27 protein-coding genes and 3 tRNA genes are annotated in these 24,615 nt (G+C 67.8%); 11 read left to right on the top strand and 19 right to left on the bottom strand.

Translation table 11 applies throughout. The features are described from left to right. Positions 1 to 61: 61 nt before the first annotated feature. From parA to LGR54_RS24285, 4 genes are all read right to left on the bottom strand, one after another. On the bottom strand, positions 62 to 703 hold the full coding sequence (gene parA, locus LGR54_RS24300; protein ID WP_230364540.1) for a ParA family partition ATPase: 642 nt from the start codon (positions 701 to 703) through the stop codon (positions 62 to 64). Between the two features lie 251 nt (positions 704 to 954). Continuing rightward, a complete protein-coding gene (locus LGR54_RS24295) occupies positions 955 to 1,668 on the bottom strand; it encodes a L,D-transpeptidase (protein ID WP_230364539.1) in 714 nt (237 codons plus the stop codon). A gap of 167 nt (positions 1,669 to 1,835) precedes the next feature. Further along, positions 1,836 to 2,459, bottom strand: coding sequence for a flavin reductase family protein (locus LGR54_RS24290; protein ID WP_230364538.1), 624 nt, complete (start codon positions 2,457 to 2,459; stop codon positions 1,836 to 1,838). A 9-nt stretch (positions 2,460 to 2,468) separates the two neighbouring features. Then, positions 2,469 to 3,047 carry a nitroreductase gene (locus LGR54_RS24285; RefSeq protein WP_370638273.1) on the bottom strand — a complete coding sequence of 193 codons (579 nt, stop codon included), beginning with the start codon at positions 3,045 to 3,047 and terminating at the stop codon, positions 2,469 to 2,471. Between the two features lie 171 nt (positions 3,048 to 3,218). Here LGR54_RS24285 and LGR54_RS24280 point away from each other — a divergent pair, with 171 nt between their 5' ends. Both LGR54_RS24280 and LGR54_RS24275 read left to right on the top strand, forming a co-directional pair. Beyond that, the gene (locus tag LGR54_RS24280; protein ID WP_230364536.1) at positions 3,219 to 4,361 is read left to right on the top strand and encodes a hypothetical protein; all 1,143 of its coding nucleotides are present in this window, start codon (positions 3,219 to 3,221) and stop codon (positions 4,359 to 4,361) included. Positions 4,362 to 4,582: 221 nt separating this feature from the next. Beyond that, entirely contained in the window at positions 4,583 to 5,713 is a 1,131-nt protein-coding gene (locus LGR54_RS24275) for a DUF2336 domain-containing protein (protein ID WP_230364535.1), read from the top strand. 109 nt (positions 5,714 to 5,822) lie between these two features. On the opposite strand, the gene LGR54_RS24270 is transcribed toward LGR54_RS24275, so the two are convergent. Next, on the bottom strand, positions 5,823 to 6,644 hold the full coding sequence (locus LGR54_RS24270) for an NAD kinase (RefSeq protein ID WP_230364534.1): 822 nt from the start codon (positions 6,642 to 6,644) through the stop codon (positions 5,823 to 5,825). Positions 6,645 to 6,675: 31 nt separating this feature from the next. On the opposite strand from LGR54_RS24270, the gene cutA reads away from it, so the two are divergent. Continuing rightward, positions 6,676 to 7,005, top strand: a complete 330-nt coding sequence (gene cutA, locus LGR54_RS24265; protein ID WP_230364533.1) for a divalent-cation tolerance protein CutA — start codon at positions 6,676 to 6,678, stop codon at positions 7,003 to 7,005. A gap of 117 nt (positions 7,006 to 7,122) precedes the next feature. Here cutA and LGR54_RS24260 read toward each other — a convergent pair whose 3' ends face one another. From LGR54_RS24260 to LGR54_RS24225, 8 genes are all read right to left on the bottom strand, one after another. Continuing rightward, complete coding sequence (locus LGR54_RS24260; RefSeq protein ID WP_230364532.1) at positions 7,123 to 7,404, bottom strand: hypothetical protein; 282 nt, start codon at positions 7,402 to 7,404, stop codon at positions 7,123 to 7,125. A 165-nt stretch (positions 7,405 to 7,569) separates the two neighbouring features. Then, complete coding sequence (locus LGR54_RS24255; protein WP_230364531.1) at positions 7,570 to 7,839, bottom strand: DUF3297 family protein; 270 nt, start codon at positions 7,837 to 7,839, stop codon at positions 7,570 to 7,572. Positions 7,840 to 7,993: 154 nt separating this feature from the next. Continuing rightward, positions 7,994 to 8,992 (bottom strand): MBL fold metallo-hydrolase, encoded by a 999-nt coding sequence (locus LGR54_RS24250; RefSeq protein WP_230364530.1) that lies wholly within the window; start codon positions 8,990 to 8,992, stop codon positions 7,994 to 7,996. 128 nt (positions 8,993 to 9,120) lie between these two features. Further along, the gene (locus tag LGR54_RS24245) at positions 9,121 to 9,741 is read right to left on the bottom strand and encodes a hypothetical protein (protein ID WP_230364529.1); all 621 of its coding nucleotides are present in this window, start codon (positions 9,739 to 9,741) and stop codon (positions 9,121 to 9,123) included. After that, a complete protein-coding gene (locus tag LGR54_RS24240; protein WP_214010256.1) occupies positions 9,707 to 10,507 on the bottom strand; it encodes an ABC transporter permease in 801 nt (266 codons plus the stop codon). Before LGR54_RS24240 ends, LGR54_RS24245 begins: the two co-directional genes overlap by 35 nt. Further along, a complete protein-coding gene (locus tag LGR54_RS24235; protein WP_230364528.1) occupies positions 10,504 to 11,541 on the bottom strand; it encodes an ABC transporter permease in 1,038 nt (345 codons plus the stop codon). The genes LGR54_RS24240 and LGR54_RS24235 overlap by 4 nt, the downstream gene beginning before the upstream one ends. Further along, on the bottom strand, positions 11,534 to 12,610 hold the full coding sequence (locus LGR54_RS24230) for an ABC transporter ATP-binding protein (RefSeq protein ID WP_230364527.1): 1,077 nt from the start codon (positions 12,608 to 12,610) through the stop codon (positions 11,534 to 11,536). Before LGR54_RS24230 ends, LGR54_RS24235 begins: the two co-directional genes overlap by 8 nt. A gap of 217 nt (positions 12,611 to 12,827) precedes the next feature. Beyond that, positions 12,828 to 13,952 carry an extracellular solute-binding protein gene (locus LGR54_RS24225; protein WP_230364526.1) on the bottom strand — a complete coding sequence of 375 codons (1,125 nt, stop codon included), beginning with the start codon at positions 13,950 to 13,952 and terminating at the stop codon, positions 12,828 to 12,830. 430 nt (positions 13,953 to 14,382) lie between these two features. Here LGR54_RS24225 and LGR54_RS24220 point away from each other — a divergent pair, with 430 nt between their 5' ends. Continuing rightward, positions 14,383 to 15,114 carry a TerC family protein gene (locus LGR54_RS24220; RefSeq protein ID WP_230364525.1) on the top strand — a complete coding sequence of 244 codons (732 nt, stop codon included), beginning with the start codon at positions 14,383 to 14,385 and terminating at the stop codon, positions 15,112 to 15,114. 265 nt (positions 15,115 to 15,379) lie between these two features. Next, the gene (locus LGR54_RS24215) at positions 15,380 to 16,048 is read left to right on the top strand and encodes a sulfite oxidase-like oxidoreductase (RefSeq protein WP_230364590.1); all 669 of its coding nucleotides are present in this window, start codon (positions 15,380 to 15,382) and stop codon (positions 16,046 to 16,048) included. 46 nt (positions 16,049 to 16,094) lie between these two features. On the opposite strand, the gene LGR54_RS24210 is transcribed toward LGR54_RS24215, so the two are convergent. Beyond that, positions 16,095 to 16,775, bottom strand: a complete 681-nt coding sequence (locus LGR54_RS24210) for a hypothetical protein (RefSeq protein WP_230364524.1) — start codon at positions 16,773 to 16,775, stop codon at positions 16,095 to 16,097. Positions 16,776 to 17,057: 282 nt separating this feature from the next. Further along, positions 17,058 to 17,132, bottom strand: a tRNA-Thr gene (locus LGR54_RS24205). Positions 17,133 to 17,151: 19 nt separating this feature from the next. On the opposite strand from LGR54_RS24205, the gene LGR54_RS24200 reads away from it, so the two are divergent. The 4 genes from LGR54_RS24200 to LGR54_RS24185 all read left to right on the top strand — a co-directional run bounded on the left by LGR54_RS24200 (position 17,152) and on the right by LGR54_RS24185 (position 19,148). Beyond that, a complete protein-coding gene (locus LGR54_RS24200; RefSeq protein ID WP_230364523.1) occupies positions 17,152 to 17,394 on the top strand; it encodes a hypothetical protein in 243 nt (80 codons plus the stop codon). Between the two features lie 102 nt (positions 17,395 to 17,496). Further along, positions 17,497 to 17,919, top strand: a complete 423-nt coding sequence (locus LGR54_RS24195) for a cysteine rich repeat-containing protein (RefSeq protein WP_230364522.1) — start codon at positions 17,497 to 17,499, stop codon at positions 17,917 to 17,919. A 34-nt stretch (positions 17,920 to 17,953) separates the two neighbouring features. Then, complete coding sequence (locus LGR54_RS24190; RefSeq protein WP_230364521.1) at positions 17,954 to 18,583, top strand: OmpA family protein; 630 nt, start codon at positions 17,954 to 17,956, stop codon at positions 18,581 to 18,583. A 223-nt stretch (positions 18,584 to 18,806) separates the two neighbouring features. Then, positions 18,807 to 19,148 carry a RidA family protein gene (locus LGR54_RS24185; protein WP_230364520.1) on the top strand — a complete coding sequence of 114 codons (342 nt, stop codon included), beginning with the start codon at positions 18,807 to 18,809 and terminating at the stop codon, positions 19,146 to 19,148. A 294-nt stretch (positions 19,149 to 19,442) separates the two neighbouring features. Here the strand turns inward: LGR54_RS24185 and LGR54_RS24180 are convergent, their stop codons facing one another. The 3 genes from LGR54_RS24180 to rlmB form a co-directional block, all read right to left on the bottom strand. Continuing rightward, positions 19,443 to 21,116 carry an MFS transporter gene (locus LGR54_RS24180; protein ID WP_230364519.1) on the bottom strand — a complete coding sequence of 558 codons (1,674 nt, stop codon included), beginning with the start codon at positions 21,114 to 21,116 and terminating at the stop codon, positions 19,443 to 19,445. 756 nt (positions 21,117 to 21,872) lie between these two features. Next, complete coding sequence (locus LGR54_RS24175) at positions 21,873 to 22,508, bottom strand: hypothetical protein (RefSeq protein ID WP_230364518.1); 636 nt, start codon at positions 22,506 to 22,508, stop codon at positions 21,873 to 21,875. Positions 22,509 to 23,096: 588 nt separating this feature from the next. Next, a complete protein-coding gene (rlmB, locus tag LGR54_RS24170; protein WP_230364517.1) occupies positions 23,097 to 23,933 on the bottom strand; it encodes a 23S rRNA (guanosine(2251)-2'-O)-methyltransferase RlmB in 837 nt (278 codons plus the stop codon). 217 nt (positions 23,934 to 24,150) lie between these two features. On the opposite strand from rlmB, the gene LGR54_RS24165 reads away from it, so the two are divergent. Together LGR54_RS24165 and LGR54_RS24160 are read left to right on the top strand one after the other, a co-directional pair. Then, positions 24,151 to 24,235: transfer RNA gene (locus LGR54_RS24165), tRNA-Tyr, on the top strand. A 33-nt stretch (positions 24,236 to 24,268) separates the two neighbouring features. Then, positions 24,269 to 24,342, top strand: a tRNA-Gly gene (locus tag LGR54_RS24160). On the opposite strand, the gene LGR54_RS24155 is transcribed toward LGR54_RS24160, so the two are convergent. Beyond that, the coding region (locus LGR54_RS24155; RefSeq protein ID WP_230364596.1) for a hypothetical protein at positions 24,331 to 24,615 on the bottom strand (285 nt) is incomplete at its 5' end. The two genes, LGR54_RS24160 and LGR54_RS24155, sit on opposite strands and share 12 nt — an antisense overlap.

Raw genomic sequence — 24,615 nt, 5'->3', positions numbered from 1 at the left:
ACGTCAACCGCCGGCGGGCATTTTCACGGTATCGGGCGGGAGGTTGCGGTACGACGATGGGTCATGCGCCGATGATGCGGTGGATCTCGGCGGCCAGCGCCGCGACCTCCAGCGCGCCCTTGGAGCCGGGCGCGGTCTCCTGGATGGTGAGACCCTCGCCCATGGAGGCGGCGAAGGCGACGCGGTTGCCGAGCCGGGTCTGCGCCGCCGGATGGCCGAGCGCCAGGAGGGCCTCGCCGATCTCCTGCGTCAGTGCGACGCGGGGCAGCGCGCGGTTGATGACCAGCAGCGAGGGCGTGCCCTCCTTGGCGATCATCTCCAGCGTCGCCTGCGTCGCCCACAGATCGACCGGGGTCGGCTGCACCGGCACGGCGACCAGGCTGGCGGCCTCGATGGCCGGGCGGGATTCGATGTCGGATTTCGGCGGCGTGTCGATGACGACGTAATCATAGTCGCGGGCGAGGCTGCGGGCCTCGCGACGCGCGCCCCAGCCGGAGGCGGTGCGGAAATCGAGGCCGGTGCCGTCCTCGCCCAGCGTCGCCTCGCGCGCCTCGAACCATTCGCCGAGGCTGCCCTGCGGGTCGCAGTCGAGCAGGGCGACGCGCACGCTGTCGAGCGCCAGAGCTACCGCCAGATGCGCGGCGAGGGTGGTCTTGCCCGAGCCGCCCTTCTGCTGGGCGATGGTGATGATCCGGCCGGCCATGGCGCGCCTTCCCCCCGGTGGCGACGGATTCGCAAAGGCCAAAGTCGCATTGGGGCCGGCGGGCGGCAACCCTGAATTCGCCGCAGTGCGGTATGGTTGGGGCGATGCCTTCGCCGCCGTGTCGGCACCAACGCAAATCCCCGGGCGAGGCCCGGGGATCAGGGGATCGGCAGGGGATGCCGGAATGCGGTTCGCGGAGGTGCCGGCGGCTCGGCCGGCACTGGCTTCGCGAGCTTATCTCAGGTCTGTTTTCAGGCCTGGGCGCCGGACCCGAGCACCACCACCTTGGTGCCAACCGGCACGCGGCTGTAGAGGTCGATGGCGTCCTGGTTGATCATGCGGATGCAGCCGGAGGAGACGTTGGTGCCGATGGTGTTCGGCTCCAGCGTGCCGTGGATGCGGTACAGCGTGTCCTTGTTGTCCTGCCACAGATACATCGCGCGGGCGCCGAGCGGGTTCGACAGGCCGCCGGGCACGCCGACGCCGCTCTGCAGCTTGGTGAGCTGCGGCTTGATGTCGGGGCGGCGGGCGATCATTTCCTGCGGCGGATACCAGTCCGGCCATTCCTGCTTGGAATTGATGGTGGCGGTGCCCGACCAGCCGAAGCCCTGCTTGCCGACGCCGACGCCGTAGCGGATCGCCGTGCCGCCGGGCTGCACCAGATAGAGGAAATGCTGCTTCGGATCGACGATGATGGTGCCGGGCGGCTGCTTGCCGTCATAGGGGACCTGTCGGCGCAGATAGGTCGGGTTCATGTTCGAGGTGTCGAAGGCGGCGACCTGGAACTTGTCCTGCACCGGGCCGTAATTGGCAGGCGCGAAGGCCAGCGGCGTCGAGGCCGGCTGGGTCGGCATCAGGCTCAGCTCCGGCAGGCTCGTCTGGGTGCTCTTGCACCCGGCGAGGGCCAGGGAAAGGCCGGCCATGGAAAGGCCGGAGAGTAGAACGCGACGATCGATGGCCGGCATGGTCCGCTTGTCTCCCGCACAAAGCGCCTGGATGGCCGACGCTTCGTTCCCCGTAGAATCCCGAATCGCAGCGGCCTATCCAAGACACGTTGCGAGATTCATATTAACGAATCGTTTGCTATAAATATTCACGACTTCAGGTGGACGTGACCGGCTGGCGCCGGCGTTCAGGCACTCGTGAACGACTGGCCGCCAGGTCGCGGCAGCGTATGGATTTCCTCGACGGCGGCATAGTCGAAATAGCCGCAGCGGGCGAGGGAATTGAGCTTCTCGATGCGCAGGACGCCGCCCTCGACGAAGGCCTCGTCGATGTGGATGCCGACGATCTCGCCGAACACCAGCCAGTGGCCGGTCGGGGCGCCTGAACGCCCGGCCAGCTCGCGCACCTCCACCAGCGCGCATTCGAGCGCGCAGGGGGCGGCGGCGACGCGCGGCGGCTTGACGAGGCGCGAGGGCGCGGTCTCCAGCCCGGCGAGGTCGAACTCGCTCTCCTCGCGCGGCAGTGCCGCCGAGGTGAGGTTCACCTGCGCGAGCAACTCGCGGCTGGCGAGGTTGCAGACGAACTCGCCGGTGTCGAGGATGTTGCGCACCGTGTCCTTCACCCCGGTGGAGGAGAACATCACGATGTCCGGGCTCTCGCTCACCAGGTTGAAGAAGGAGTAGGGGGCGAGATTGGCGACGCCCGCCGGCGACAGGCTGGAGATCCAGCCGATCGGGCGCGGGGCGACGATGGCCTTCAGCGGGTTGTGCGGCAGCAGGGTACGGTCGCGGTCGTCCGGCGCGTAGAACATCGCGGGCCCTCAGAAGCGGGTGACGATGTCGGCGAGCGCTGGGCGCGGGCGGTCTTCCTGCGGGCGCGCCAGCGTGCCGATATGCACGAAGCCGACGATGCGCTCGTCCGCCGACAGGCCGAAGGCGGCGCGCACGCGGGCGTCATAGGCGTACCATTCGGTGAGCCAGGTCGCGACATAGCCGAGCGCGTTGGCGGCCAGCACCAGCAGCGTGCAGGCGGCGGCGCCGGACATCAGCTGCTCCCATTCCGGGATCTTCACATGCGGGGCGGCCTTCGACACCACGGCCACCACCAGCGGCGCGCGGGAGAGGCGGCTGCGCTCGATGTTCACCCGGTCGGCGTCGGCCTCGGGAACGTCCTTCTGAAACACCTCGGCGATCACCGCGCCGGCCCGGTCGCGCGCCTCGCCCTCGAACACGACGAAACGCCACGGTGCCAGCTTGCCGTGATCGGGCACCCGCGAGGCGATGGTGAGCATCTCGTCGAGCTCGGCCACGTTCGGGCCGGGGGCGGCGATGTCGAAGATCTTCGGGCTCTTGCGCAGCTTGAGCAGCCGCAGGGCGTCGGTCGTGGTGTCGGGCATCATTGGCATTCCCCTGTCGCCCCTGCGCCTAGCACGTAGCGGGAGGCGGGGCCAAGCGCGACGCAGCGTCAGGGCTTTTCAGTTTACCGCGAGCGCGGGAGCGCCCCCCGCGCGCCCATGCCGACGGTACGCAGCGGACTTGAATTTGCCTACGTTCGCGGGCACCAAGATGCCATGTCCGCGTTCACCTCCTGCTTCGCTCGCCACCCCCGTTCCGCCCGGCGCCGCGCCGCCTCGCGCCGTGTCGCGGCGTTGATGGCGCTGTGCCTCGCCTCGCCCTCCGCCTTCGCGGCGATGGCCGGCAGCGACGGGGCCGTCGGCGGCGGCGATGCGTCGATCTCCTCTTCCGGCTCGCTGGCGCAGGCCATGCCCTTCGTCGGCACGCAGGCGCCGAGCGTCGGCGCGCCGCGCCGCCTCGCGCCGCAGGCCCCGGCTCCGGCGGCCAAGGCGGCCGCCCCCGCCGGCAACGCCGCGACGGCCGGGTCCGCCGATCCGCATACCATTCTGCCGCAGCCGCCGGCCGGCAAGGCGGCGATCGGCATGAGCGCGCGTTTCGGCTCCAGCCTGCCGCAGATCCCGCGCGGGCTGGTGTGGCGGGTGTTCGACGACCGGCCGGAGGCGTCCGGCGCCTATCCGCTGGTCGCCGAGGCGGCCGATCCGGCGCCGGTGTTCTTCCTCTCGCCGGGCGGCTATGTGGTGCACGTCTCCTACGGCCTCGCCAGCGTCGCCCGCCGCATCGTGGTCGGCGAGGATTCCCGACGCGAGCAGATCACCATTCCCGCCGGCGGCATCAAGCTGCAGAGCGATGTCGGCGACAAGCTGATCCCGGCCTCCAAGGTCAGCTACGACATTTTCGAGGGCAGCTTCCTGCAGGGGCGTGCTGCCAGCCGGCCGTTCTATCGCGGGGCGGAGCCCGGCAGCCTCGTGGTGCTGCCGGCCGGCGATTATTACGTCGTCTCCACCTATGGCGAGGGCAATGCGGTGCTGCAGGCCGACATCGTGGTGCAGCCCGGCAAGGTGACCGACGCCACGCTGCATCATCGCGCCGCCGAGATCACGCTGCGGCTGGTGGCCCAGGCCGGCGGGGCGCCGCTCTCGGGCACCCAGTGGTCGGTGCTGACGCCGGGCGGCGACTCGATCAAGGATGCGTCGGTCCCGACGCCGAACTTCGTGCTGGCGGAAGGCGAGTACACCGCGCTGGTGCGCTATGACGGCAAGACCTTCACCAAGACCTTCAACGTCGAATCCGGCGCCGATACGCGGGTGGACGTGCTGGTCGGCGAGCAGGCAGCGGCGCCCGAGGGTTCGGGCGATTGACGGCTCCGGCTCCCAAGGGGCTCGGGGCCTGAGCGGGCTCGGAGTCTAAGCGGGCTCGGGGCCTGAGGCGGCCGGCGGCCGGGGTTTTCGGCGGCGGAAGGCCGGGCCGTACGACCGCGTCCGTCGCCCGACAGGGTTAATGTCCGCCTGACTTTCTTGGTCAACGAATTCTTAATGCCGACGTGCTTCCATCTTCCTTCGGCAGGCGGAAGGAGGCGGGCATGATCGTGCATCGGTATCTCCTCTGGGCGAAGACGGTGTCGGACGCTGAGCGCGCTCGCGGCCTCGGCATGCTCGCCGCCGCCTATGCGAACGGTGAACTGGGCGGGGTGGAGCCGCTCGGCTTCGAGGCGGCGCTGCCGGTGCTGGCGCAGGATCCCTATCCGCCGGCGCGGCTGGCGCTCGCCGAGGCGCTGTGCCGCCACACCCGGCTTCCCCCCGATCTCGTCTTGCGGCTCGCCGAGCTCGACGGCGAGCCGGGACAAAGGGTGCTCGCCCGCTCGCCGGTGCTCAACGATTGCGAGCTGATCGAATTCATCGAGACCGCCGACGAGGCCCGCTTCGCCGCCATCGCCACGCGGCAGACCCTCTCCGCCCCGGTTGCCGCCGCGCTCGCCGAGGTGGCCGGCGAGGAGGCCTGCCTCGCGCTGCTCACCAATCCCGGCATCGACCTGCCCGGCTTCTCGCTCGGCCGCATCGTCGCCCGCCACGGCCAGGCGCCGGCGCTGCGCGAGCAACTGCTCGCCCGCCGCGACCTGCCGGCGGGCGTGCATCAGGCATTGATCCGCGCGGTGGCCAATGCGCTGTCGGTGTTCGTGGTGGAGCGCGGCCGGCGCGGTGCCGGCGAGACGGGGGACGAGGCGGGCGCAGACGCGGACCAGCGGCCGGGCGTCGCCCAGATCGGCCGCGCGGCGCCGGACATGCGGGCATTGGCCGGCCAGTTGCGGGAGCGGGGCGAACTGACACCGGCCGCGGCGCTGAAGGCGCTGCTCGCCGGACGCATCCGGCTGTTCCTCGAAATGGCGGCGCTGCTGTCCGGCCTGCCGATCGACCGGGTGGCGGCGCTGTCCGCCGACCGTTCGGGCGACGCCTTCCGCATCCTCTATGAGCGCATCGACCTGCCTTACGGCGCGTTCACGGCGTTTCGCAGCACGCTGCACCTCCTGCAGAAGGAGGCCTATCTCGACGAGGAGGACATCGACGCAGGCCTGCCGCGTCGCATCCTCGAGGAGGCGCTGTACCAATATGCCCGGCTCGGCGACAGCGCCGCCCGCAATCCGGTGGTGGCGCTGCTGGAGCGGTGGAGCCGCGAGGAACCGGCGGACGAGTTCGGGGCGACGCTGGCGGCCTAGAGCGCTTTCGAGCGAAGTGAAGTCCGGTTCGCGTGAAGAAAACGCGCCCGAACAAGACCCTAGAATACGTCCGGTGAACCGGAGTTCACCGGACGTACTCCAGCCGGCCTCAGACCTCGAACTGCTCGCGCAGGATGCGTTCCTCGATCGAGTGATCGCGGTCGACCAGCATGGTCAGCGTCGAGGCGACGTCGAGCTTGGCGCGCACCGCCACCACGTTCAGCACCTGATAGTGGTCGGCGGTGGCGTTGACCGGGCGCTTGTCGGCTTCCAGCACGGCGATGTCGATGCGGGCGCGGTCCGGCACCAGCGCGCCGCGCCAGCGCCGCGGGCGGAAGGCGGAGATCGGGGTCAGCGCCAGGAGTGGCGTGCCGATCGGCAGGATCGGCCCCTGGGCGGACAGGTTGTAGGCGGTGGAGCCGGCCGGGGTGGCGACCAGCACGCCGTCGCAGACCAGCTCCTCCATCCGCACCGTGCCGTCGATGGAGATGCGCAGCTTCGAGGCCTGGTAGGACTGGCGGATCAGCGACACCTCGTTGATCGCCGGGGCGCGGTGGGTGCGGCCGTTGACGTCGATGGCCTCCATCAGCAGCGGATGGATGACCACGCGCTGGGCGGCGGCGATGCGCTCCGGCAGGTTCTCCAGCTTGAAGCCGTTCATCAGGAAGCCGACGGAACCGCGGTTCATGCCGTAGATCGGGATGCCGGTGTCGCGGAAGCGGTGCAGCGTCTGCAGCATGAAGCCGTCGCCGCCGAGGGCGACCACGATGTCGGAGGCCTCGGGATCGACATGGCCGTAGAGCGCCGTCAACTCGGCGCGCGCACGCACCGCATCCGCCGCGTCGCTCGCGACAAAGGCGATTCGGCCATAAGCTGCCGCGTCGGGAGCGTCCGCTGCGGAAGAAGGGGCTGGGCGGGCGGCTTCGTTCATTCGGGACGCCCCGATACGCAGGAATGACAGGATGGAGCCGCTGATCGGCACGGTGATGGTCTATACGACATGGCCCGGTCTCGTCGAGGCCGAGGCGGCCGGGCGGGCCATCGTGGCCGACGGGTTGGCCGCCGCGGTGAACATCCTGCCGCGCATCGTCTCGATCTATCGCTGGCACGGCGAGATCGAGCGGGCCGAGGAGGTGGTGATGGTGCTCAAGACCCGTGCCGGCCTCGCCGAGGCGGTGACGCAGGCGGTGCGCGCCCGCCATCCCTATGAGACGCCGGGCGTGCTGGTGCTGAAGGTGGTCGGCGGCGACCAGGACTATCTCGACTGGATCGAGATGGAGACCGACGGCTAGAGTACGTCCGGGAACTCCGGTTCACCGGATGTACTCTAGGATCTTGTTCGGGCGCGTTTTCTTCACGCGAACCGGGCTCCACTTCGCTCGAAAACGCTCTAGGGCGCGCCGGGTGCTTCAGTCGTCGAGCGTCATCAGCTGGGTTTCGTAGGTGATCTCGGTATCCAGCTCGCCGATGTAGCGGCCGATCAGGCCGTTGAGGCCGGAGAGGTCGAAGGCGCGCAGCGGGATGATGCTGAGATCGGTGCCGAGCGTCGGCGCGTCGTCGTCGGTGGTCGCCACCAGTAGGAAGGCGGCGACCGGCTCATAATCCTCACGCGGCCGGGCGCCGGGCGGGGCATCGAAGAACCAGCCGGTGGCCGGCATCATCTGGCGAATCTCAACGATCCGATCCGGCATCGCACTCTCCCTGCCTTGCCCGCGACAGGATAGGCGGAGCCGGCGCGTCGCGACAATGCCGGGCGGGCTCGCGCAGAGGGAGATGCCGAGTGGGGAGATGCCGGGTAGCGAGATGCCGGGCGTGGAAATGCTGGCGAAGGGCGGCGGCGGAGCGCGCGCCGGCGTTCAGCCCTCGGCCGACGGCTCGCGCAGATAGGGCTCGACGGGGCCCTTGAGCTTCACCGTCATCGGGTTGCCGGCGCGGTCCTTGGCCTTGCCGACGGAGACCCGCACCCAGCCCTCGCTGACGCAGTATTCCTCGACATTGGTCTTCTCGACGCCCTTGAAGCGGATGCCGATGCCGCGCGACAGCAGCTCCTCGTTATAGAACGGGCTCGACGGGTCGCTGGAGAGGCGGTCGGGCAGGGCGGTCGGTTCGGCGGTCGGTTCGGTCATCGGCGTCCTCGGCACGGCGAAGGAAGGGGAGCCGACACATAGACAAGCCGGGCGCGGATGCCAATGGCGCCGGCATCGCCTCCGGCGGGACGCCACTGCCCTCGGTGAGGGAAAGGCCGGCGGGGCGCCGGATGCGACGCCCCGCCTTGTCGGTTCAGAGCACCGGGTTCCACACTGCCGGCACCAGCCGGTAGCCGGTATCGGTCTTCTCGGCGAAGCCGACGGCCGGGAACATGAAGTGATAGCCGGCGACCTGCATGCGCTCGGCGGCCAGCATGTCCCAGATGCGCTTGCGGGTGGCGATCGCCTTGGCCGGATCCATGTCGTACGTGACTTCCCATTCGGGATTCTGCGCGAACAGGGTCGGGTTGTTGGTGGTGTCGGACTGCACGAACAGCTTGCCATTGCCGGAGGCGACGACGAAGGCGGTGTGACCCGGCGTGTGGCCGATCGCCTCCACCGAGGTGATGCCCGGCACGATCTCCTTGTCCCAGCCATAGGGCTTCACCCGGCTGTCGATATCCTTGAACACCTTGGCGACATTGGCGAAGGCCGGCTTGCGGCCCTCCGGCGCGCGGCTGGCCTCACCCTCGTCGGTCCAGAACTTCCACTCGGCCTCGGGGACCAGGATCTCCGCATTCGGGAAGGCGAGGGCGCCATCGGCGGCGCGCAGGCCGTTGATATGGTCGCCGTGGAAATGCGAGATGATCACGGTGGAGATGTCGGACGGCTTCACCCCCGCCCAGGCGAGGTTGGCAAACAGCTTGCCGACCGGGGCGTTGCCGGACTGCGGGCCGTTGCCGGTGTCGATCAGCGCCAGCTTGCCGCCAGTGTTGATGAGCAGCGGGTTGAACTGGTTCATCAGCTGGTCCTTCGGCAGGAAGGCCTTCTCCAGCACGGAATTGATCTGCTCGCGCGAGGCGTTGCGCACGAAGCCGTCCTGCAGCGGGGCGACGCGGGCGCCGTCGCTGACCGCGGTGACCTCGATGTCGCCGACCTTGTAGCGGTAGATGCTCGGCACCTGCTGGCCGGTCGGCGTCTGCGCCTCGGCGGGAGTGGCAGCGAGGCCGGTCATGGCGAGCCCTCCAAGGGCGGTGGCGGCGGGAAGCGTGGCGGAGGCGAGCAGGGCGTCGCGGCGGGAGAGGGGCGGCATGGCGGGCTCCTTCGGGCTGTGCGATGGCCGGCGTGGCCGGGGCGAACCGGGCGGCGACGCGGGGCGCCGAAGCTAGGGCTTCGCTCCGCGAGCGTCACGGCGACGGGTATCACGTTCGGGTGAGGGGCTCAGAAGTGGTACTTATAGCCGAGCTCGATGGCGTCGTAGGAGACGTCGCCATTCTTCCAGTCGCGCTCCAGCTTGACCGACACCGAATGAGCGTCGCTGAGGCGGAAGTCGAACTGGGTGGACAGCTCGGGCGTCTCATAGGCGTAGGCGGTGTCGAAGGCGTTGCGGTAGCGCGCGGCGATCACCGTCCAGGTGACGACCGAGGACAGCTTCACGTTCAGCGAGCCGGTGAAGCTGTAATAGGGAAAGTCGGTGGCGTTGCTCGGCATGTGGCTGCCCAGCGCGGCGACGCCGGCCACCGACCAGATCTCGTTCAGCGAGTGGGTGTAGCCGACCGTGCCCTCGACGTTCCACGCATAGGCGCTGGTGTGGGCGGTGTCGTAATATTTCGCCGAGCCGCCAAGGCTGACATTGTTGTCGAAGGTGTGGGTGTAGCTGAGCTGGGTGTCGGTCGACTTGGTGGCGGACAGATCGCCAGGCGCCCGTTCGCTCGCCACCGAGAGGCCGATGACATTGCTGCCGGCCGCCGCCGGCCGGGCGGCGAGCGCCGGGGCCATGGCGAGACCGGCGACGAGCAGGATGACGTCAGCGCGCCTTCTTGCGGCTGGAGAGAAGAACATAGGTCGTTGCCGCCACAAGTGTCAGAGCCACGAAGATCACGCCCACCACATTGATCACCGGTGACAGGCCGAAACGCAACCGTGAGGCGATCTCCGTCACCAGAGTCCATTCGCCGCCGATGGCAAACACCGTGGTGTTGTAGTTCTCGAAGGACTGCAGGAAGGCGACGACGGCGGCGGTGAAGGCGGTCGGCGCCAGGAAGGGCAGGGTGATTCGGCGGAACACCAGCATGTGGCTGGCGCCGAGGTCGAGCGCCGCCTCCTCCAGCGTGCGGTCCTGCCGTTGCAGCCGGGCGAGGAACAAGAGCATGGCGTAGGAGGCGATGAAGCTCGACTGCGCCATCACCGCCACGAACAGCCCGCCGGGCACCCCGAATTCGCGCCAGAAGATCAGGCTGGAAATGCCGAGGATGATGCCCGGCGTCAGCACCGGTGACACCAGCACCGAATAGAGCACGGTGCCGGAGCGCTGGCCGAGCCGGGTGAGGATGAGCGCGCCGGCGAGCCCCGCCGGGATCGACACCGCGATGACGCCGAGCGCCACCGCCACCGAGTTGATCAGGCCCTGGATGAGGCGCCCGTCATGGGCGAGCGCCACGAACCATTGCAGGGTGAAGCCGCGCCACTGGGTGACGGACGGGTAATCGTAGGAATTGAACGCCGCCGCCGACATCACCGCCAGCGGCAGGAACAGGTAGAGGCAGAACAGGCCGATATAGATGTTGAGGATGAGCCGGGCGCCGGCGCTGTCATTGGCGGTGCTCATTTCGCGATATCCCGGAGGCCGACGCCGAACAGGCGCATCATGATCAGGATGAAGGCGGTGCACACCACCAGCAGCGACACGGCATAGGCCGAGCCCATGTTCCAGTTGTTGCTCTCGAAGAACTGCCGGTAGACCAGCTGCGAGAACCAGTCGCCGCCTTGCCCGCGCGTCATGATCGCCGGTACCGAATAGGAGCCGGCCGACAGCATGAAGGTCATGATGCAGCCCACCGCGATGCCCGGCTTGGCATGCGGGATGATCACCCGGCGGTGGATGCGGAAGGAGGAGGCGCCGAGGTCGCGTGCGGCCTCGATCTGGTTGCGGTCCAGCGTCTCCAGCGTGTTCACCATCGGGAACACCATGAAGAGCACATAGGTGTAGATCATCGCCAGGAAGACTGCGGAGGGGTTCTCGAGGAACGGAATCCAGCCGCGATTGTCGAGATCGACCAGGCCGAGCCAGCCGAGGATGCCGTTGATGACGCCGCGATAGTCGAGGATCATCAGCCAGGCATAGACGCGCAGCAATTCGTTGATGGCGTAGGGCACGATCAGCGCCACGGTGAGCACGATCGCCTTGCGCGGCCCGCTCGCCAGCGCCACCGCATAGGCCATCGGGTAGCACACCACGAGGGCGAGGGCGGTGACCATCAGCGCGTAGATGATGGTGCGGATGAATATGTAGAAATGCAGCCCGCTCATGCGCGTGAAATTGGCGAGGCCGTAGGTCTTGGGCGGGTTGGTTTCCTGCGCCTCAAGCGCGGTGGCCTCGGCCTGCTTCTGCGCGATCTGCGCCTCGAAGCCGGCTTTCTTGGCGGCGTCGCTCTCGCCGGAAGCGTCAAGCTGCAGCGTCGCCATGTCGTTATACAGGCGGTCGATCTGCAGGGTGATTTCGCCCTTGGAGTCCTTCCACCACAGCGACTGCTCGATCATGGCGCCGAGCGGCACCAGGATGAGGGCGAGGATCCACAGCGTGGCGATGGCGATGAGCAGCGCTCCGAGGCCGCGTCCATAGGCGCGGAACAGGCTAGCCATTGGCGAGCGCTCCCTCAGCATAGACCAGCGCGTCGTCGCGCCCGAAACCCAGCACCAGATCGTTGGGCAGGTCGCGCATCGCCGGGCCGTTGGCGAGGGTGACGGTCAGGGTCTGGCCGTCGGCGACGCATTCGAGATTGACCGACGGGCCTTCGAGATGGCGGGCCTTCAGCGTCACCGGGATGCGGTTGTCGCGGTCGGCGCCGAGCGTCACCCGCTCCGGCCGCACCATCACCAGCACCGGGGCGCCGATGGCGGGGGTGCCGACCTCGCGGCCCTCGATGGGGCCGAACGGCGTGTCGACGCTGGCGGCGCCGTTGGAGATCCGCCGCAGCGTGCCGCGGATCACGTTCTGCTCGCCGACGAAGGTAGCGACGAAGGGCGTCGCCGGCTCGGCATAGAGCGTGTCCGGCGCGGCGACCTGCTCCAGCCGGCCGCGGCTCATCACCGCCACGCGGTCGGACATGGCGAGCGCCTCGCCCTGGTCGTGGGTGATGTAGATGAAGGTGATGCCGACCCGCTTCTGGATGGCGCGCAGTTCGGCGCGCATGTGCTGGCGCAACTTGAGGTCGAGCGCCGAGAGCGGCTCGTCGAGCAGCAGCACCGAGGGCTCCACCGCAAGGGCGCGGGCGATGGCGACGCGCTGGCGCTGGCCGCCGGAGAGGTCGGACGGCTTCTTGTCGCCATAGCCGGTGAGCGCCACCAGCGAGAGAAGTTCCTCGGCGCGCTTCAGCCGCTCGGCCTTCGACACGCCGCGCGCTTCCAGCCCGAAGGCGACGTTCTCGGCGACGCTCATCAGCGGGAACAGAGCGAGGTTCTGGAAGATGAGCGCGGTGGGACGCTCGTTCGGCCCCTTGCCGGCCATGTCCTCGCCGCCGATCAGCACCCGGCCGATGGTCGGCTCGATGAAGCCGGAAACGGTGCGCAGGATGGTGGTCTTGCCGCAGCCGGACGGGCCGAGGATGGAGAAGAACTCGCCGGCCTCGATGGTGAGGTTCAGCGGCTGCACGGCGACGGCGTCGCCGAAGCGGATGGAGACCTGATCGAGACGTACGTCCTTGCCGCGCATGGGGCGTTCCGCAAAGGAGGGAGGGGAGCGGCGGCCGGAGCGGAGCCCGCCGTACATCTTCCGGTGCGGTGACGTTACGAGATTGCCCGGAAGCCGAAAAGACGGTCCCCGGGACCAGCCCGGGGACGCAAGGCGGCAAGGCGAAGACGGCCCTGTCGCCGCGTTCCGGCGCGGAGAGGGCTCGCGCGCCGGGAACGCTCAGTCAGGCCGCAGCCGCTCAGGCGTTGGTCAGCTTCTCGACATACTCGCCGCGCAGCTTGGCGTAGAAGTCGGTCTGCATCGGCCACCAGAACAGGTTGTCGATGGTGCCGGCCGGATAGGCCGCCTGGAAGGCCGCGCGGGCTTCCTCGGAGAGGAAGGCGTCGGCGCCCTTGGCGCAGCTGTTGTAGCCGGTGGTGTTGGAGAACTTGGCGCCGATCTCCGGCTGGTAGAGGAAGTTCGCCAGCGCATAGGCCTGATCGACATTGGCGGCGCCGGCGGGGATGGCCAGCGTGTCGGTCCAGGCGAGGCCGCCTTCCTTCGGCATGCCGTAGCTCCACTTCTTGTCGGTCTTCTGGTGGAGCAGGATGCCGGTGGTGTCCCAGGTCTGGCCGATGGTGCAGCCGGCATCGGTGAAGGCGGCGGTCGCCTCGGTGGCGTTGTTCCAGAACGCACCGACATTGCCGCGATGCGCGACGATGAACTTCAGCACGCCGTCGAAGACGCGGCGGGCATCGGCTTCCGACTTGTACATGTCGAGGCCGCGATTCGACGGCAGGGTGCCGTTGGCGTCGAGATACAGGGCGACGCCGTTGAACACCGACTTCTGGCGGATGGCGGTCTGCTTGGGGTGATCGGCGAGCCACATGTCGCCATAGGAGATCTGGCCCGACTTCTTGTCGAACTTGGTCGAATCCCAGGTCACGCCCTCGGTGCCCCAGTCGAACGGCACCAGGAAGCGCTTGCCGCGATGGGCGGCGCCGAGGGTGAGCGAGTTGCGGTAGATCGAGGGGATCACCTGATCGACCTTGAACTTCGCCTCGTCGATCGGCTGAAGCAGGTTGTCCTTGTAGTAGTTCGGGCCGGTGTCGACCGAGGGGAACAACAGGTCGAAGCCCTTGCCGCCGGCGGCGCGCAGCTTGTTCTCGGCCTCTTCGTTCGAGCCATAGGTCGACAGGTTCACCTTGATGCCGGTGGCGTTGGTGAAGTCGGCCAGAACGGTGTTTTTGTCGAAATAGTCACCCCAGGCGTACACGTCGACCGCGCCGGAGGTGGCGAGCGCGTCATGGGCGCGCAGCACAACCGGGGCGGCGAGGACGAAGGCGCTGGCCTTCATGAGGTCACGGCGGGAAAAGCGGGTCATCTGGTCCTCCCAATGCCCAGCGGGCAAGTGGCGCTCGCTCTAGTGCCGGGCGATGAACGAACGATGACATGCGCGGTGGACAGCGGAAAGCGAACGTCGCATCGAAACTGTCGATATGTCGCATTCGTTCAAGGTAACTGCACGGCTGTGCAGGGGGCGGCCGCCGGCCGCGAGGGGTGCGACAATCTGTCATGCGTCGTGGCGCTGGCGGGAGCGGGGCGACGCATTAGATTGCGCTCACCCGATGATCCGGGCCCCTCTGACGCGAGCCTTGCCGGCGTTCGCGTGATGTCGGATCGATTTCCGACGTCATGCCGGTGTGAAAGGCTGTGTCATCCCTATGATAATTTTACCGTCGCAAGCTGCATCCGATTACGGTTGCCGCGCGTTGATGCGCGCCATCGCTGCGTTGGCTGGGGAGGAGTGACCGATGGATTATCTGATGCAACTGGCCGCCGATCCGGCGGCCTGGGCGGCGCTCGTGACGCTGATCGCCATGGAAGTGGTGCTCGGCATCGACAATCTGCTGTTCATCTCCATCCTCACCAACAAGCTGCCCGAGGATATCCGTCCCCGCGCGCGGCGCATCGGCATCGGCCTCGCGCTGATCATGCGGCTCGGCCTGCTCAGCACGGTGGCGTTCATCGTGCAGCTGACCACGCCGATCTTCACGATCGTCGATCATGCCTTCTCGTGGCGCGACCTGATCCTCATAGGCGGCGGCCTGTTCCTGGTGTGGAAGGCGACCAAGGAAATCCACCACAGCATGGAGCCGCATGACGAAGAGGCGCCCGGCGCCGGCAAGCTGGTGGACATCACCTTCACCGCCGCCATCGTGCAGATCCTGATCCTCGACCTGGTGTTCTCGATCGACAGCATCATCACCGCGGTGGGCATGACCGACCACATCCCGATCATGGTGATCGCGGTCATCGTGGCGGTGCTGACCATGCTGTTCGCCGCCGGTCCGCTGGCGAACTTCATCAATCGCAACCCGACCATCGTGATGCTGGCGCTGGGCTTCCTGCTGCTCATCGGCACCACGCTGATCGCCGAAGGCTTCGGGGCGCATGTGCCGAAGGGCTACATCTACACCGCCATGGCGTTCTCGGCGGCGGTCGAGGGACTCAACATGCTCCAGCGCAAGCGCCGGCCGCACTGAGGCCAGCCGAAGCGCAGGTGAGACGACTGACGGCGGGCTTCGGCCCGCCGTTTTCGTTTGCGGTCCGCGCGGGGCCGGCGGCGGCTCTCGCCTGCCAGCCATTCATGACTGCCTTGCGCGGAACGGCGTGCGAAACCGGAGAGGCGCGAGCGAGGGCGATGCTATGGTGGCCGCAGGGGCGTCCCGCCTCCATGCATGCCCTCCACGCCCCGCACCCCGCCGCTTCCCAAGGAGTGTGCCGATGACCGACGACCACGCGGCCCCGATGCCGGACGACGCGGCGTTGCCCGCCGACAGCAAGCTGACCCGCAGCAAGCGCGGCTGGGCGCAGAGCGGCAAGTTCCTGACCGGCCGCGTCTCCCGGCCGGAGACCGAGCGGCTGCCGCCCGGCCAGCATCTGGTGCGCGACTGGCCGGTGCTCGACCTCGGCCTGCAGCCGGACATCCCGCTCGACCATTGGCGGCTCGACGTGACCGGCGCGGTGGAGCACCCGGTATCGTGGAGCTGGCGCGACTTCCTCGCCCAGAAGCAGAGCCGCGAGGTGACCGACATCCACTGCGTCACCACCTGGTCGCGCTACGACAATAATTGGGAGGGGCTGCTCACCCGCGACCTGCTCGACCTGGTGATGCCGAAGGAGGAGGCGGGCTTCGTGCTGCTGCACTCCTATGACGGCTACACCACCAACCTCGCGCTGGAGGATTTCGCGGCGCCCGACGCCATGCTGGTGCACAGCTGGGAGGGCAAGCCGCTCACCCGCGAGCATGGCGGGCCGCTGCGGCTGATGGTGCCGCATCTCTATTTCTGGAAGAGCGCCAAGTGGCTGCAGAAGATCGAGTTCCGCCCTGCCGACCGGCGCGGCTTCTGGGAGGAGAACGGCTATCACAACCACGCCGACCCGTGGAAGGAAGAGCGCTATTCCGCCGACGAGTGAGCCGGCCGAGACGTGACCCGTTCGCGACGCCGGGCGCGCCGACGCTTCAGCGCGGCCGGCGGGCCTTCGGACGCAGGAAGGCCGGGGGCGCCGGCCGCTGCGGCGCCGGCTCGGCGCCATCGCCGGGCTGACGGGCCGGGCGGACCGCCGGCGGCCGGGCCAGCACCAGCCGGGCGACGCGCGCCTCCTTTACCGGTGCGGCGGGGGCGGCCGGCCGCGACGCCGGGATGAACTCGGCGCCGGGCGGCAAGTCGAGGGAGATGGCACGGGGATGGGCGTGCGCGGGACCGCGCTCGCCGACGAGTTCGCGGTGCAGCTTCGCCAGGCTGGCAGCGAGGGCGGTAGCGTCCCAATCCGGCATCCGGTCCGGTGACGGGTCGGACACCCGCCCCCGGGCGTCGTCGTCGAACTCCCAGACGGTGTCGGCGGTCGCCATCACGAAGGGATCGTCGACGGGCGCCGGCAGCGGCGCGGCACGAGGCCGCGGTGCCGCGAGGGTGGCGGTGCGCGGCCGGGCGGGAGCCGGGCGGGTACGCGCCACGGCGGCGGCGGACGACAGCCTCCAGCGGCCGGCTTCCCACTCGTTCAACGCCCACATCAGCGCGGCGCCGAGCCCGGCACCAGCGCAGACATCGATCAGGCGGACACCGGGAACCACCACGAGATACGCCACGCACAAGGCCGCCACGCCGAGATAGCACGCGAGAGCCTGCCATTTGGATTGCATGTCGAACGTCCCGCGAGTCTCTCCAAGGGCCATCGCCCAGAGTTTCTACGAAATCATAGCTGATTCGACGGCGATCTCAGCGGGTTAGGTCGCTGGCGGCCCGATCCGGGCGGCCAGTGTGGCCGCTAGGCATCGACCGGGCCGCCGCCGCGGGACGGTACGGTATCCTGCGGTGCCCGGGGGGCGCGCCGGCATGGGTCTGCGTGACTGCGGGGAGAGGACGGAGATCAAGGCCTGCCATCCGTGGACAGCCGCCGCCGCGACGGAGGCCTCAAGAGGAACTGGTGCCGGCTGAGGGGATCGAACCCCCGACCTTCGGTTTACAAAACCGCTGCACTACCGCTGTGCTAAGCCGGCCAAAAAGCGAAATTCCAACGTGTATCAGGTACTTAACGTCATTCTGGCACACTGCAAATCGATTGTCGTGTGCCGTCTTTTGTACCTACCGTCCGGAAGCCACCGTAAGGGCTTCTTGGCTGATCGCCGCCTGCCGGTCAAGCCGCTCGGCGCGCGCCGCGATCCGCCGCCGAGCGGGTGGAGGGCGGCGGCGCCGCCGCAGGCCGATGCCATCGGCACGATGCGGCAATGCAACCAATTTCACGCATTGAAAGTGTCGTAGGGTTCTGCGAGTCATTTCACCCTGAGGATTCCGGTCGTGGCGATCGGAACGGGGCAGGGCAGGGTCGTCGAACGGCGCGCCGCCTCAATCGGGGGGATATCCATGAAGCGACACATCTTCGGGCTGGCGATGCTGACGCTCGCCGCCTCGGCGGGCGGGGCGTCGGCCCAGACCATGAGCTTCGCCGATGCCGGCGCGCTCATCGCCGCGCAGTGCGGCGCCTCCATCGAGCGCTTCTGCGCCCGCGAGGACGTCGGCACCGGCAAGGTCGCCTCCTGTCTGCAGCAGAACCAGAAGGACGTGCCGCAGCAGTGCTTCGCCGCCCTCCAGCAGGCCGAGGCCGGCACCACGGCGCGCCTCGCCGCCCAGCAGGCCACCTTCGGGCTCTGCCAGGACGACGCTCGCCAGTTCTGCAAGGGCGTGAAGCCCGGCGACGCCAACCTGCTCGACTGCCTGCTCGCGTCCTACAAGGTCGTGAAGGGCGCGTGCCGGCAGGGGCTGACCAACGCCGGCTGGGCGAACTGATTCCGACGGCAAGGTTCAAGGGAAACACACCATCATGACCGCTTTCACCCGCCGCGCCGTCGGCCTCGCCCTCGCCGCCGGCCTCGTGCTCGGCACCTCGTTCGGTTTCGTCGACCGCGCGAGCGCGCAGTCTCCGATGAGCAGCGCCGAAATCACCAAGCAGCTGTCCGAGGTGACGCAGTTCGATCCGAGCCTCACCGCGCAGGTGCTGCAGGGCATGGCGCAGCGCGCCGTCGCCGCCAACCAGCCGCTGCCGCTCGACCAGTCGGAGATCGCCAAGCGTCTCGCCAAGCTGGCGCAGATCGACGTGCAGATCCAGTTCGCGCTCAACTCGGCGGTCATCCGCCCGCAATCCTATGCGGCGCTTGGCTCCATCGCCGATGCGATGCACCATCCGATCCTGTGGAACTATCGCTTCCTCGTCGTCGGCAACACCGACACCACCGGCAACCGAGCCGCAAACCTGGCGCTGAGCCAGAAGCGCGCCGAAGCCATCAAGGAAGCGCTGGTCAATCTCGGCAAGGTCGATCCGGCCCGCCTCGACGCCGTCGGCCTCGGCCAGGAAGCGCTGGAGCTGCCCAACAAGCCGACCGACCCGATCAACCGCCGCGTCGAGATCTTCACCATCGGCACCGTGACGGCGATGCCGAAGCCGCTGCAGTGACGCTGTCGTAACATGGCCGTGCCGGCCCGCCGCGCTTCCTCGCGGCTGGGCGGACGGACAGATCAGGCCGCCGGGTGGATATGCCTGGCGGCCTTTTTCGTGAGGCACCGGAGCCTCGCCGGCGCGCCGCCGGCGAAAACCGTTCACCTCGGCGCCAACATGTTCTAGTGAGGCGTGCCCGTCCCGTAGCGGGCGTCCGAGACACACAAGCGAGCATGAGACAATGAGCATCAAGAGAATCGAGCCGGGCACCCGCATGAGCCAGGCCGTGGTCCATGGATCGGTCGCCTATCTCGCCGGGCAGGTCGCGCTGGGCCCCAGCGTCACCGAGCAGACCAAGAGCGTGCTCACCCAGATCGACACGCTGCTCGCCGCTGCCGGCACCGACAAGTCCAAGCTTTTGACCGCCACCATCTATCTCGCGGACATCTCGACCTTCGCCGAAATGAATGCGGCGTGGGACGCCTGGGTCGCCCCCGGCGGCGCGCCGGCCCGCGCCACCGTCGAGGCGGCGCTCGCCACCCCCGACTACAAGGTCGAGATCGTGGTGACGGCGGCGCTCTGAGCCGTCGCTCTCGCCCGACGAAATGAAACGGCCCCGCCGGGATATCGGCGGGGCCGTTTTCATGTCGGGGGAACGAGGCGGCCCCCGTTGCGGGTCGGGGGCCGGGAGGTGCTGTCGATCGGGCGGATGCCGCCCGCCGACAGGAAGACGCTTCAGGTTCGAATGGCTGAAGCCGGTTTGGGCGATGGACGTTGCCCGTCCGTGGAGGGCTGCCGGGGGGCGCCGACCGGAGCAATGTACCGGCCGTGGAACCCCGGCAGGCGCGGCGCCCGGAGAGCCGGGCGCCGCCCTCGCTCAGTGCCAGTTCTCGATGTCGCGATCCTTGGTCTCCGGCGCGAAGAGCAGGCCGATGACCACCGTCGCCAGCGCCACCACGATCGGGTACCAGAGGCCGTAATAGATGTCGCCGGTGGCCGCCACCATGGCGAAGGCCGTGGTGGGCAGGAAGCCGCCGAACCAGCCATTGCCGATGTGGTAGGGCAGCGACATCGCGGTGTAGCGGATGCGGGTGGGGAACAGTTCCACCAGCCAGGCGGCGATCGGGCCGTACACCATGGTGACGAACAGCACGAGGATGGTGAGCAGCGCCACCACCATCGGCGTGTTGATCTGCGCCGGGTCTGCCTTGGCCGGATAGCCGGCGGTGCGGATGGCGGTCGTCATCTCGGCGTTGAAGGCGTCCGACTGGGTCTTGAACGCCGCCGCGTCGAGGCCGACGCCGTTGAAGGAGGAGAGCACCTTGTCGCCGACATGGATGCTGGCGATGGTGCCGGCCGGGGCCGCCTCGTTGGAGTAGTTCACCGAGTTGCGCGCCAGGAACGACTTGGCGATGTCGCAGGACGACACGAACTTGGAGGTGCCGACCGGGTTGAACTGGAACGAGCACTCGTTGGGATCGGCGACGACGCGCACCGGCGAGGTGGCCTGCGCGGTCTCCAGCGCCGGGTTGGCGTAGTGGGTGATGGCGGCGAAGAGCGGGAAATAGGTCAGCGCCGCGATGAGGCAGCCGCCGAGGATGATCGGCTTGCGGCCGATCTTGTCCGACAGCCAGCCGAACACGACGAAGAACGGCGTGCCGATCAGCAGCGAGATGGCGATGAGGATGTTGGCGGTAGCGCCGTCGACCTTCAGCGTCTGGGTGAGGAAGAACAGCGCGTAGAACTGGCCGGTGTACCAGACCACCGCCTGGCCGGCGGTGCCGCCGAGCAGCGCGATCAGGCCGACCTTGGCGTTCTCCCACTTGCCGAAGGCCTCGGTGAGCGGCGCCTTCGAGGTCTTGCCCTCTTCCTTCATCTTCTTGAAGGCGGGGGATTCATTCAGCGTCAGGCGGATCCACACGGAGACGCCGAGCAGGATGATCGACACCAGGAAGGGAATGCGCCACGCCCAGGAGGCGAATTCCGCCTCGCCGAACCAGGTGCGGGTGCCGAGGATGACCAGCAGCGACAGGAACAGGCCGAGCGTCGCGGTGGTCTGGATCCACGAGGTGTAGAAGCCGCGCCGGCCGTGCGGGGCGTGCTCGGCCACATAGGTCGCCGCGCCGCCATATTCGCCGCCGAGCGCCAGGCCCTGGAACAGGCGGAGGATGATGAGGATGACCGGCGCCGCCATGCCCCAGGAGGCATAGGACGGCAGGATGCCGACGACGAAGGTCGACATGCCCATCAGGAGGATGGTGATGAGGAAGGTGTATTTGCGGCCGACGAGGTCGCCGAGCCGGCCGAACACCAGCGCGCCGAAGGGGCGCACGGCAAAGCCGGCGGCGAAGGCCATCAGCGCGAAGATGAAGGCGGCGGTCGGATTGACGCCGGAGAAGAATTGCGCGGCGATGATCGCCGACAGCGAGCCGTACAGATAGAAATCATACCACTCGAAGACAGTGCCGAGCGACGAGGCGAAGATGACCTTCTTCTCCTCGCGCGTCATCGGTGCCGTCGATACGACGGGACCGGCGGTGGTGACGCTCATGGTCTTTCCCTTCCCCAATGTAGGACGTTATCCGCATACGTCACGCCGACGCCTCGCGAACGAGGGCGCGTGCCATGCTGCGTGGCGCGCCACATGCGCGCCGGATAAGTGCTGTCGAGATTTGGGGTTCTGCGGGAACGCCCATCGCTCGGACCGATTTCCTCCCGGGGCAGTCCGCCATCTGACGTGGCAGTACGATACCTCGGCTCCTTTGCGTGCCGAATTACTAGAATCCAGCCTGCATCTCGGAAAAGATTGACGAATTCATCCGGTCTTGACGATTGGCAATTGGTCGTAACGCTGGCGAGCGTTTGCGGAAGACGAAGATCATCTTGCACCGCACGCGGAAAAGGCGGGTGGACGGGGCGACTTCCCCAGCGGAGGCAGCATTCGCCGCGTTTCGCGCCTATGTGCACTGCGAAGGCGGGCGCGTCCTTGTCCCGCCCGGGGCGCGGCGGGGGCGGCAATCGCGGTGCGGGCGCGCCTTCGGCAGGGGGGCATGGCGGCGCGCGACAGGCATGGGGAGGCCGTGGTGACGCCAGGGGCGGGTCAAACGGTCGCGCCTGTATCGGTATCGCAGCGATGGTCGAGGGAGGCGGCGGGGGGGCGCGATCCGGAAGGGCGGAGCGCCTCGATTGGCCAAGGTGCCGCGGCGAAGGGCGGCGAACGGAAGGCGGCGGAATTCGAGCGGTGGAGCCAGAGCGGTGGTCTGTCCTCGGCTCCGGCCGTGACCGCCGGGAGCCGGTGGAGCGTTGGTCAGAGGGCGATCTGGTCGCCGCCGCGATCGGGCTTGTCGATGGACGGCAGCAGCGGCTTGCCCTGGTGATCCGATCCGAAGCCGCCGACCTGAACCTGGTTGGTATGGATCCCGTAGGTTCTGAACGCGTGGCCGAAGAAATTGTCCACATCGTATTTCACGGCTTGGGCATCCATCGTCTCGATGATCTTCCGGATGGTGGCGGCATCGCGGAAGACGCAGCAATGCGCGCCATTGCATATGTAGTTCTTGCGGATGTCAGGGATGTAGGTGGTCCCTTTCCGAAAGGTTTGCGTGTCCCATTTCGGCTTGCCGAACTCGGCATCGCCGACGGCGTATTTCCTCCGGTAACGGGGGCTGAACAGAATGATTTCCCAGTCGTCCGGCAGATTGTCGGGAAGGGCGAGCTTCTCGCCGAAGAACTTCCTGTTGATGGTGACGTCGTCCTCCAGGACGACAAGGCTGCCGTCCTTCAGTCGCTCCAGCCCGCGCATGAGGGCCTTGCGGTGCGATTTCCAGATGCTCAGCACGCTCAGCGACCGTCCCGTCTCACCCTCTGCCTCCTCCATCGAGAGCAGGCAGACGGCGGCGATACGCTCGGTGGGCCAAGGGCAAGGCCTGAGGATCTTCTGCATATTCTCAAGACGGTCAGGTCGAGAATCGAGATTGATGAATAGTAATTGATCTATGTGAGTGTGATTGTCTGTCATCGTCTCGATCTGAATTCGCCATTTATTTGGCAGTAAAATTCATAATTTTATTCTTTGTGTTCAGATTTTCCGGCAATAAAAATATAAAATACTATGAAATATCATATGCATTTGCTGTCTATCCGGTGTTCGTGCCGGGTCCGGGCATGGTTCATCGCTGCCCGGCAGGCATATGCGGGGTCGATCCTGCTGCTCCGGTATACTCCAACATGACTCTCTTAGGTTGTCCATATCAACAAATACAACCTTAGATATAATCACAGCCGCAACCGTCCTTCCCGAGCCGCGAGGGGGCGGTTGAATGGCCGAAACGGGGGAGGGCATTGCCGTTCGAGCGGAGCCGCGGACGGCGCCGGCGCATGGGTTTCAGGCGGCCTTCGTCAGGCCACCTTCATGCAATGCGGAATTTTTCGGGAGGGTGGATTCCGGGATCGATTTCCCGCCGCCGGCGGGAGGGGCCGCGTCCGACCGACGCGACCGTTCGGGGGCCGTGCGTTTGCGGCCGGGCCCGTCCTACTTTCCGGCGGGCCGGGAGACGCCGCGCCGCGCCATGTACAGCGCCAGCGCCGCGGCGTTCGAGACGTTGAGGCTGACGATGGCGCCGGGCAGATCGATTCGCGCCAGCACGTCGCAGGTCTGGCGGGTGAGCTGCCGCAGCCCCTTGCCCTCCGCGCCCAGCACCAGCGCCAACGGCGCGCGAAGCGGGGTGTCGGCGAGGTCGTCCGCGCCCTCGCTGTCGAGGCCGACGACCAGCACGCCGCGCTGCTTGAGGTCGTCGAGCGCGCGGGCGAGATTGGGCACGAAGCAGAACGGCACGTGCTCCAGCCCGCCCGAGGCGCTCTTCGCCAGCACGCCGGTCGCCGCCGGGCTGTGGCGGGCGGTGGTGACGATGGCCCCGACCTTCATCGCGGCCGCCGAGCGTACGATGGCGCCGACATTGTGCGGGTCGGTGATCTGGTCGAGCACCAGCAGGAGGTCGGATTCCGCCACTTCCGCCAGGCTGGGCGAGGGCAGGGGATCGGCCTCGACGAACAGGCCCTGATGCACGGCGTCCGCTTCCAGCAACCGGTCGATCTCGCCGGGGCGGACCAGCTTCGGCTCCAGCTTCAGCGGCACCTTCTCGTCAGTCAGCCGCCGCATCGCGTTCTCGGTGACGAGCAGGCGGCGGATGCGCCGGCGCGGATTGCGCAGCGCCTCGGAGACGCTGTGCCAGCCATACAGGATGGCGACATCGTCCGGCCAGTCGCCGAAGGGGCGGCCGGCCGGGCGCTCGCCGCGCGCCGAGGGGCCCCGGGCGCCGCGGGTGTGGAAAGGCTGGCCTTTGAAGGGTGGGCGGTTCCGTTCGCTCATGCTTCGGTTCATGTCACGGCGCGCAGCGCATTGCAATTTCATCCACATGCGAGACGGTGTGAACACTTCCCGGCGGGGTTGACAGGGGGCGACCACCTCACCATAAAGCGCGCCGCACGGACCGGCACGGCAGCGTACCGGTTCGATGGTCGATAGACCGGGGTCGAAAGACCGGAGACCACGCCCATCGGGCGTTCCGGCCACGACCGACGTGCAAGGGGGAGTGTCCCGAGCGGCAAAGGGGGCGGACTGTAAATCCGCTGGCTATGCCTTCGTAGGTTCGAGTCCTACCTCCCCCACCACGTCGCCCGTAGCCAGCACGTACGGATGCGAGCGCGGGTGTAGCTCAATGGTAGAGCAACAGCCTTCCAAGCTGATGACGAGGGTTCGATTCCCTTCACCCGCTCCAATCCTTCCGCCGCTCCGCTTCATTCATCAACCTGTCATCGGTGGCGGCTAACGCCGCACCTCTCACGTCCGGCGTGGCGAGGGACGGTGCGGCCGACGGGTGCTCTGTTGAAAGCGAGCCTTGCGAAAGGCCCGGAAACCGCCTATCCCACGCCCCGATTTTTGCGACCGTGACTGTCGCCGAGGGAAGCAAGCAATGGCCAAAGAGAAGTTCAACCGTTCGAAGCCTCACTGCAACATTGGGACGATCGGCCATGTTGACCATGGCAAGACG

This window comes from Ancylobacter sp. Lp-2 (assembly GCF_020523795.1).
GTDB lineage: Bacteria > Pseudomonadota > Alphaproteobacteria > Rhizobiales > Xanthobacteraceae > Ancylobacter.
Note: the sequence above shows the minus strand (reverse complement) of the source record. Positions and strands in the feature narration are given on the sequence as shown.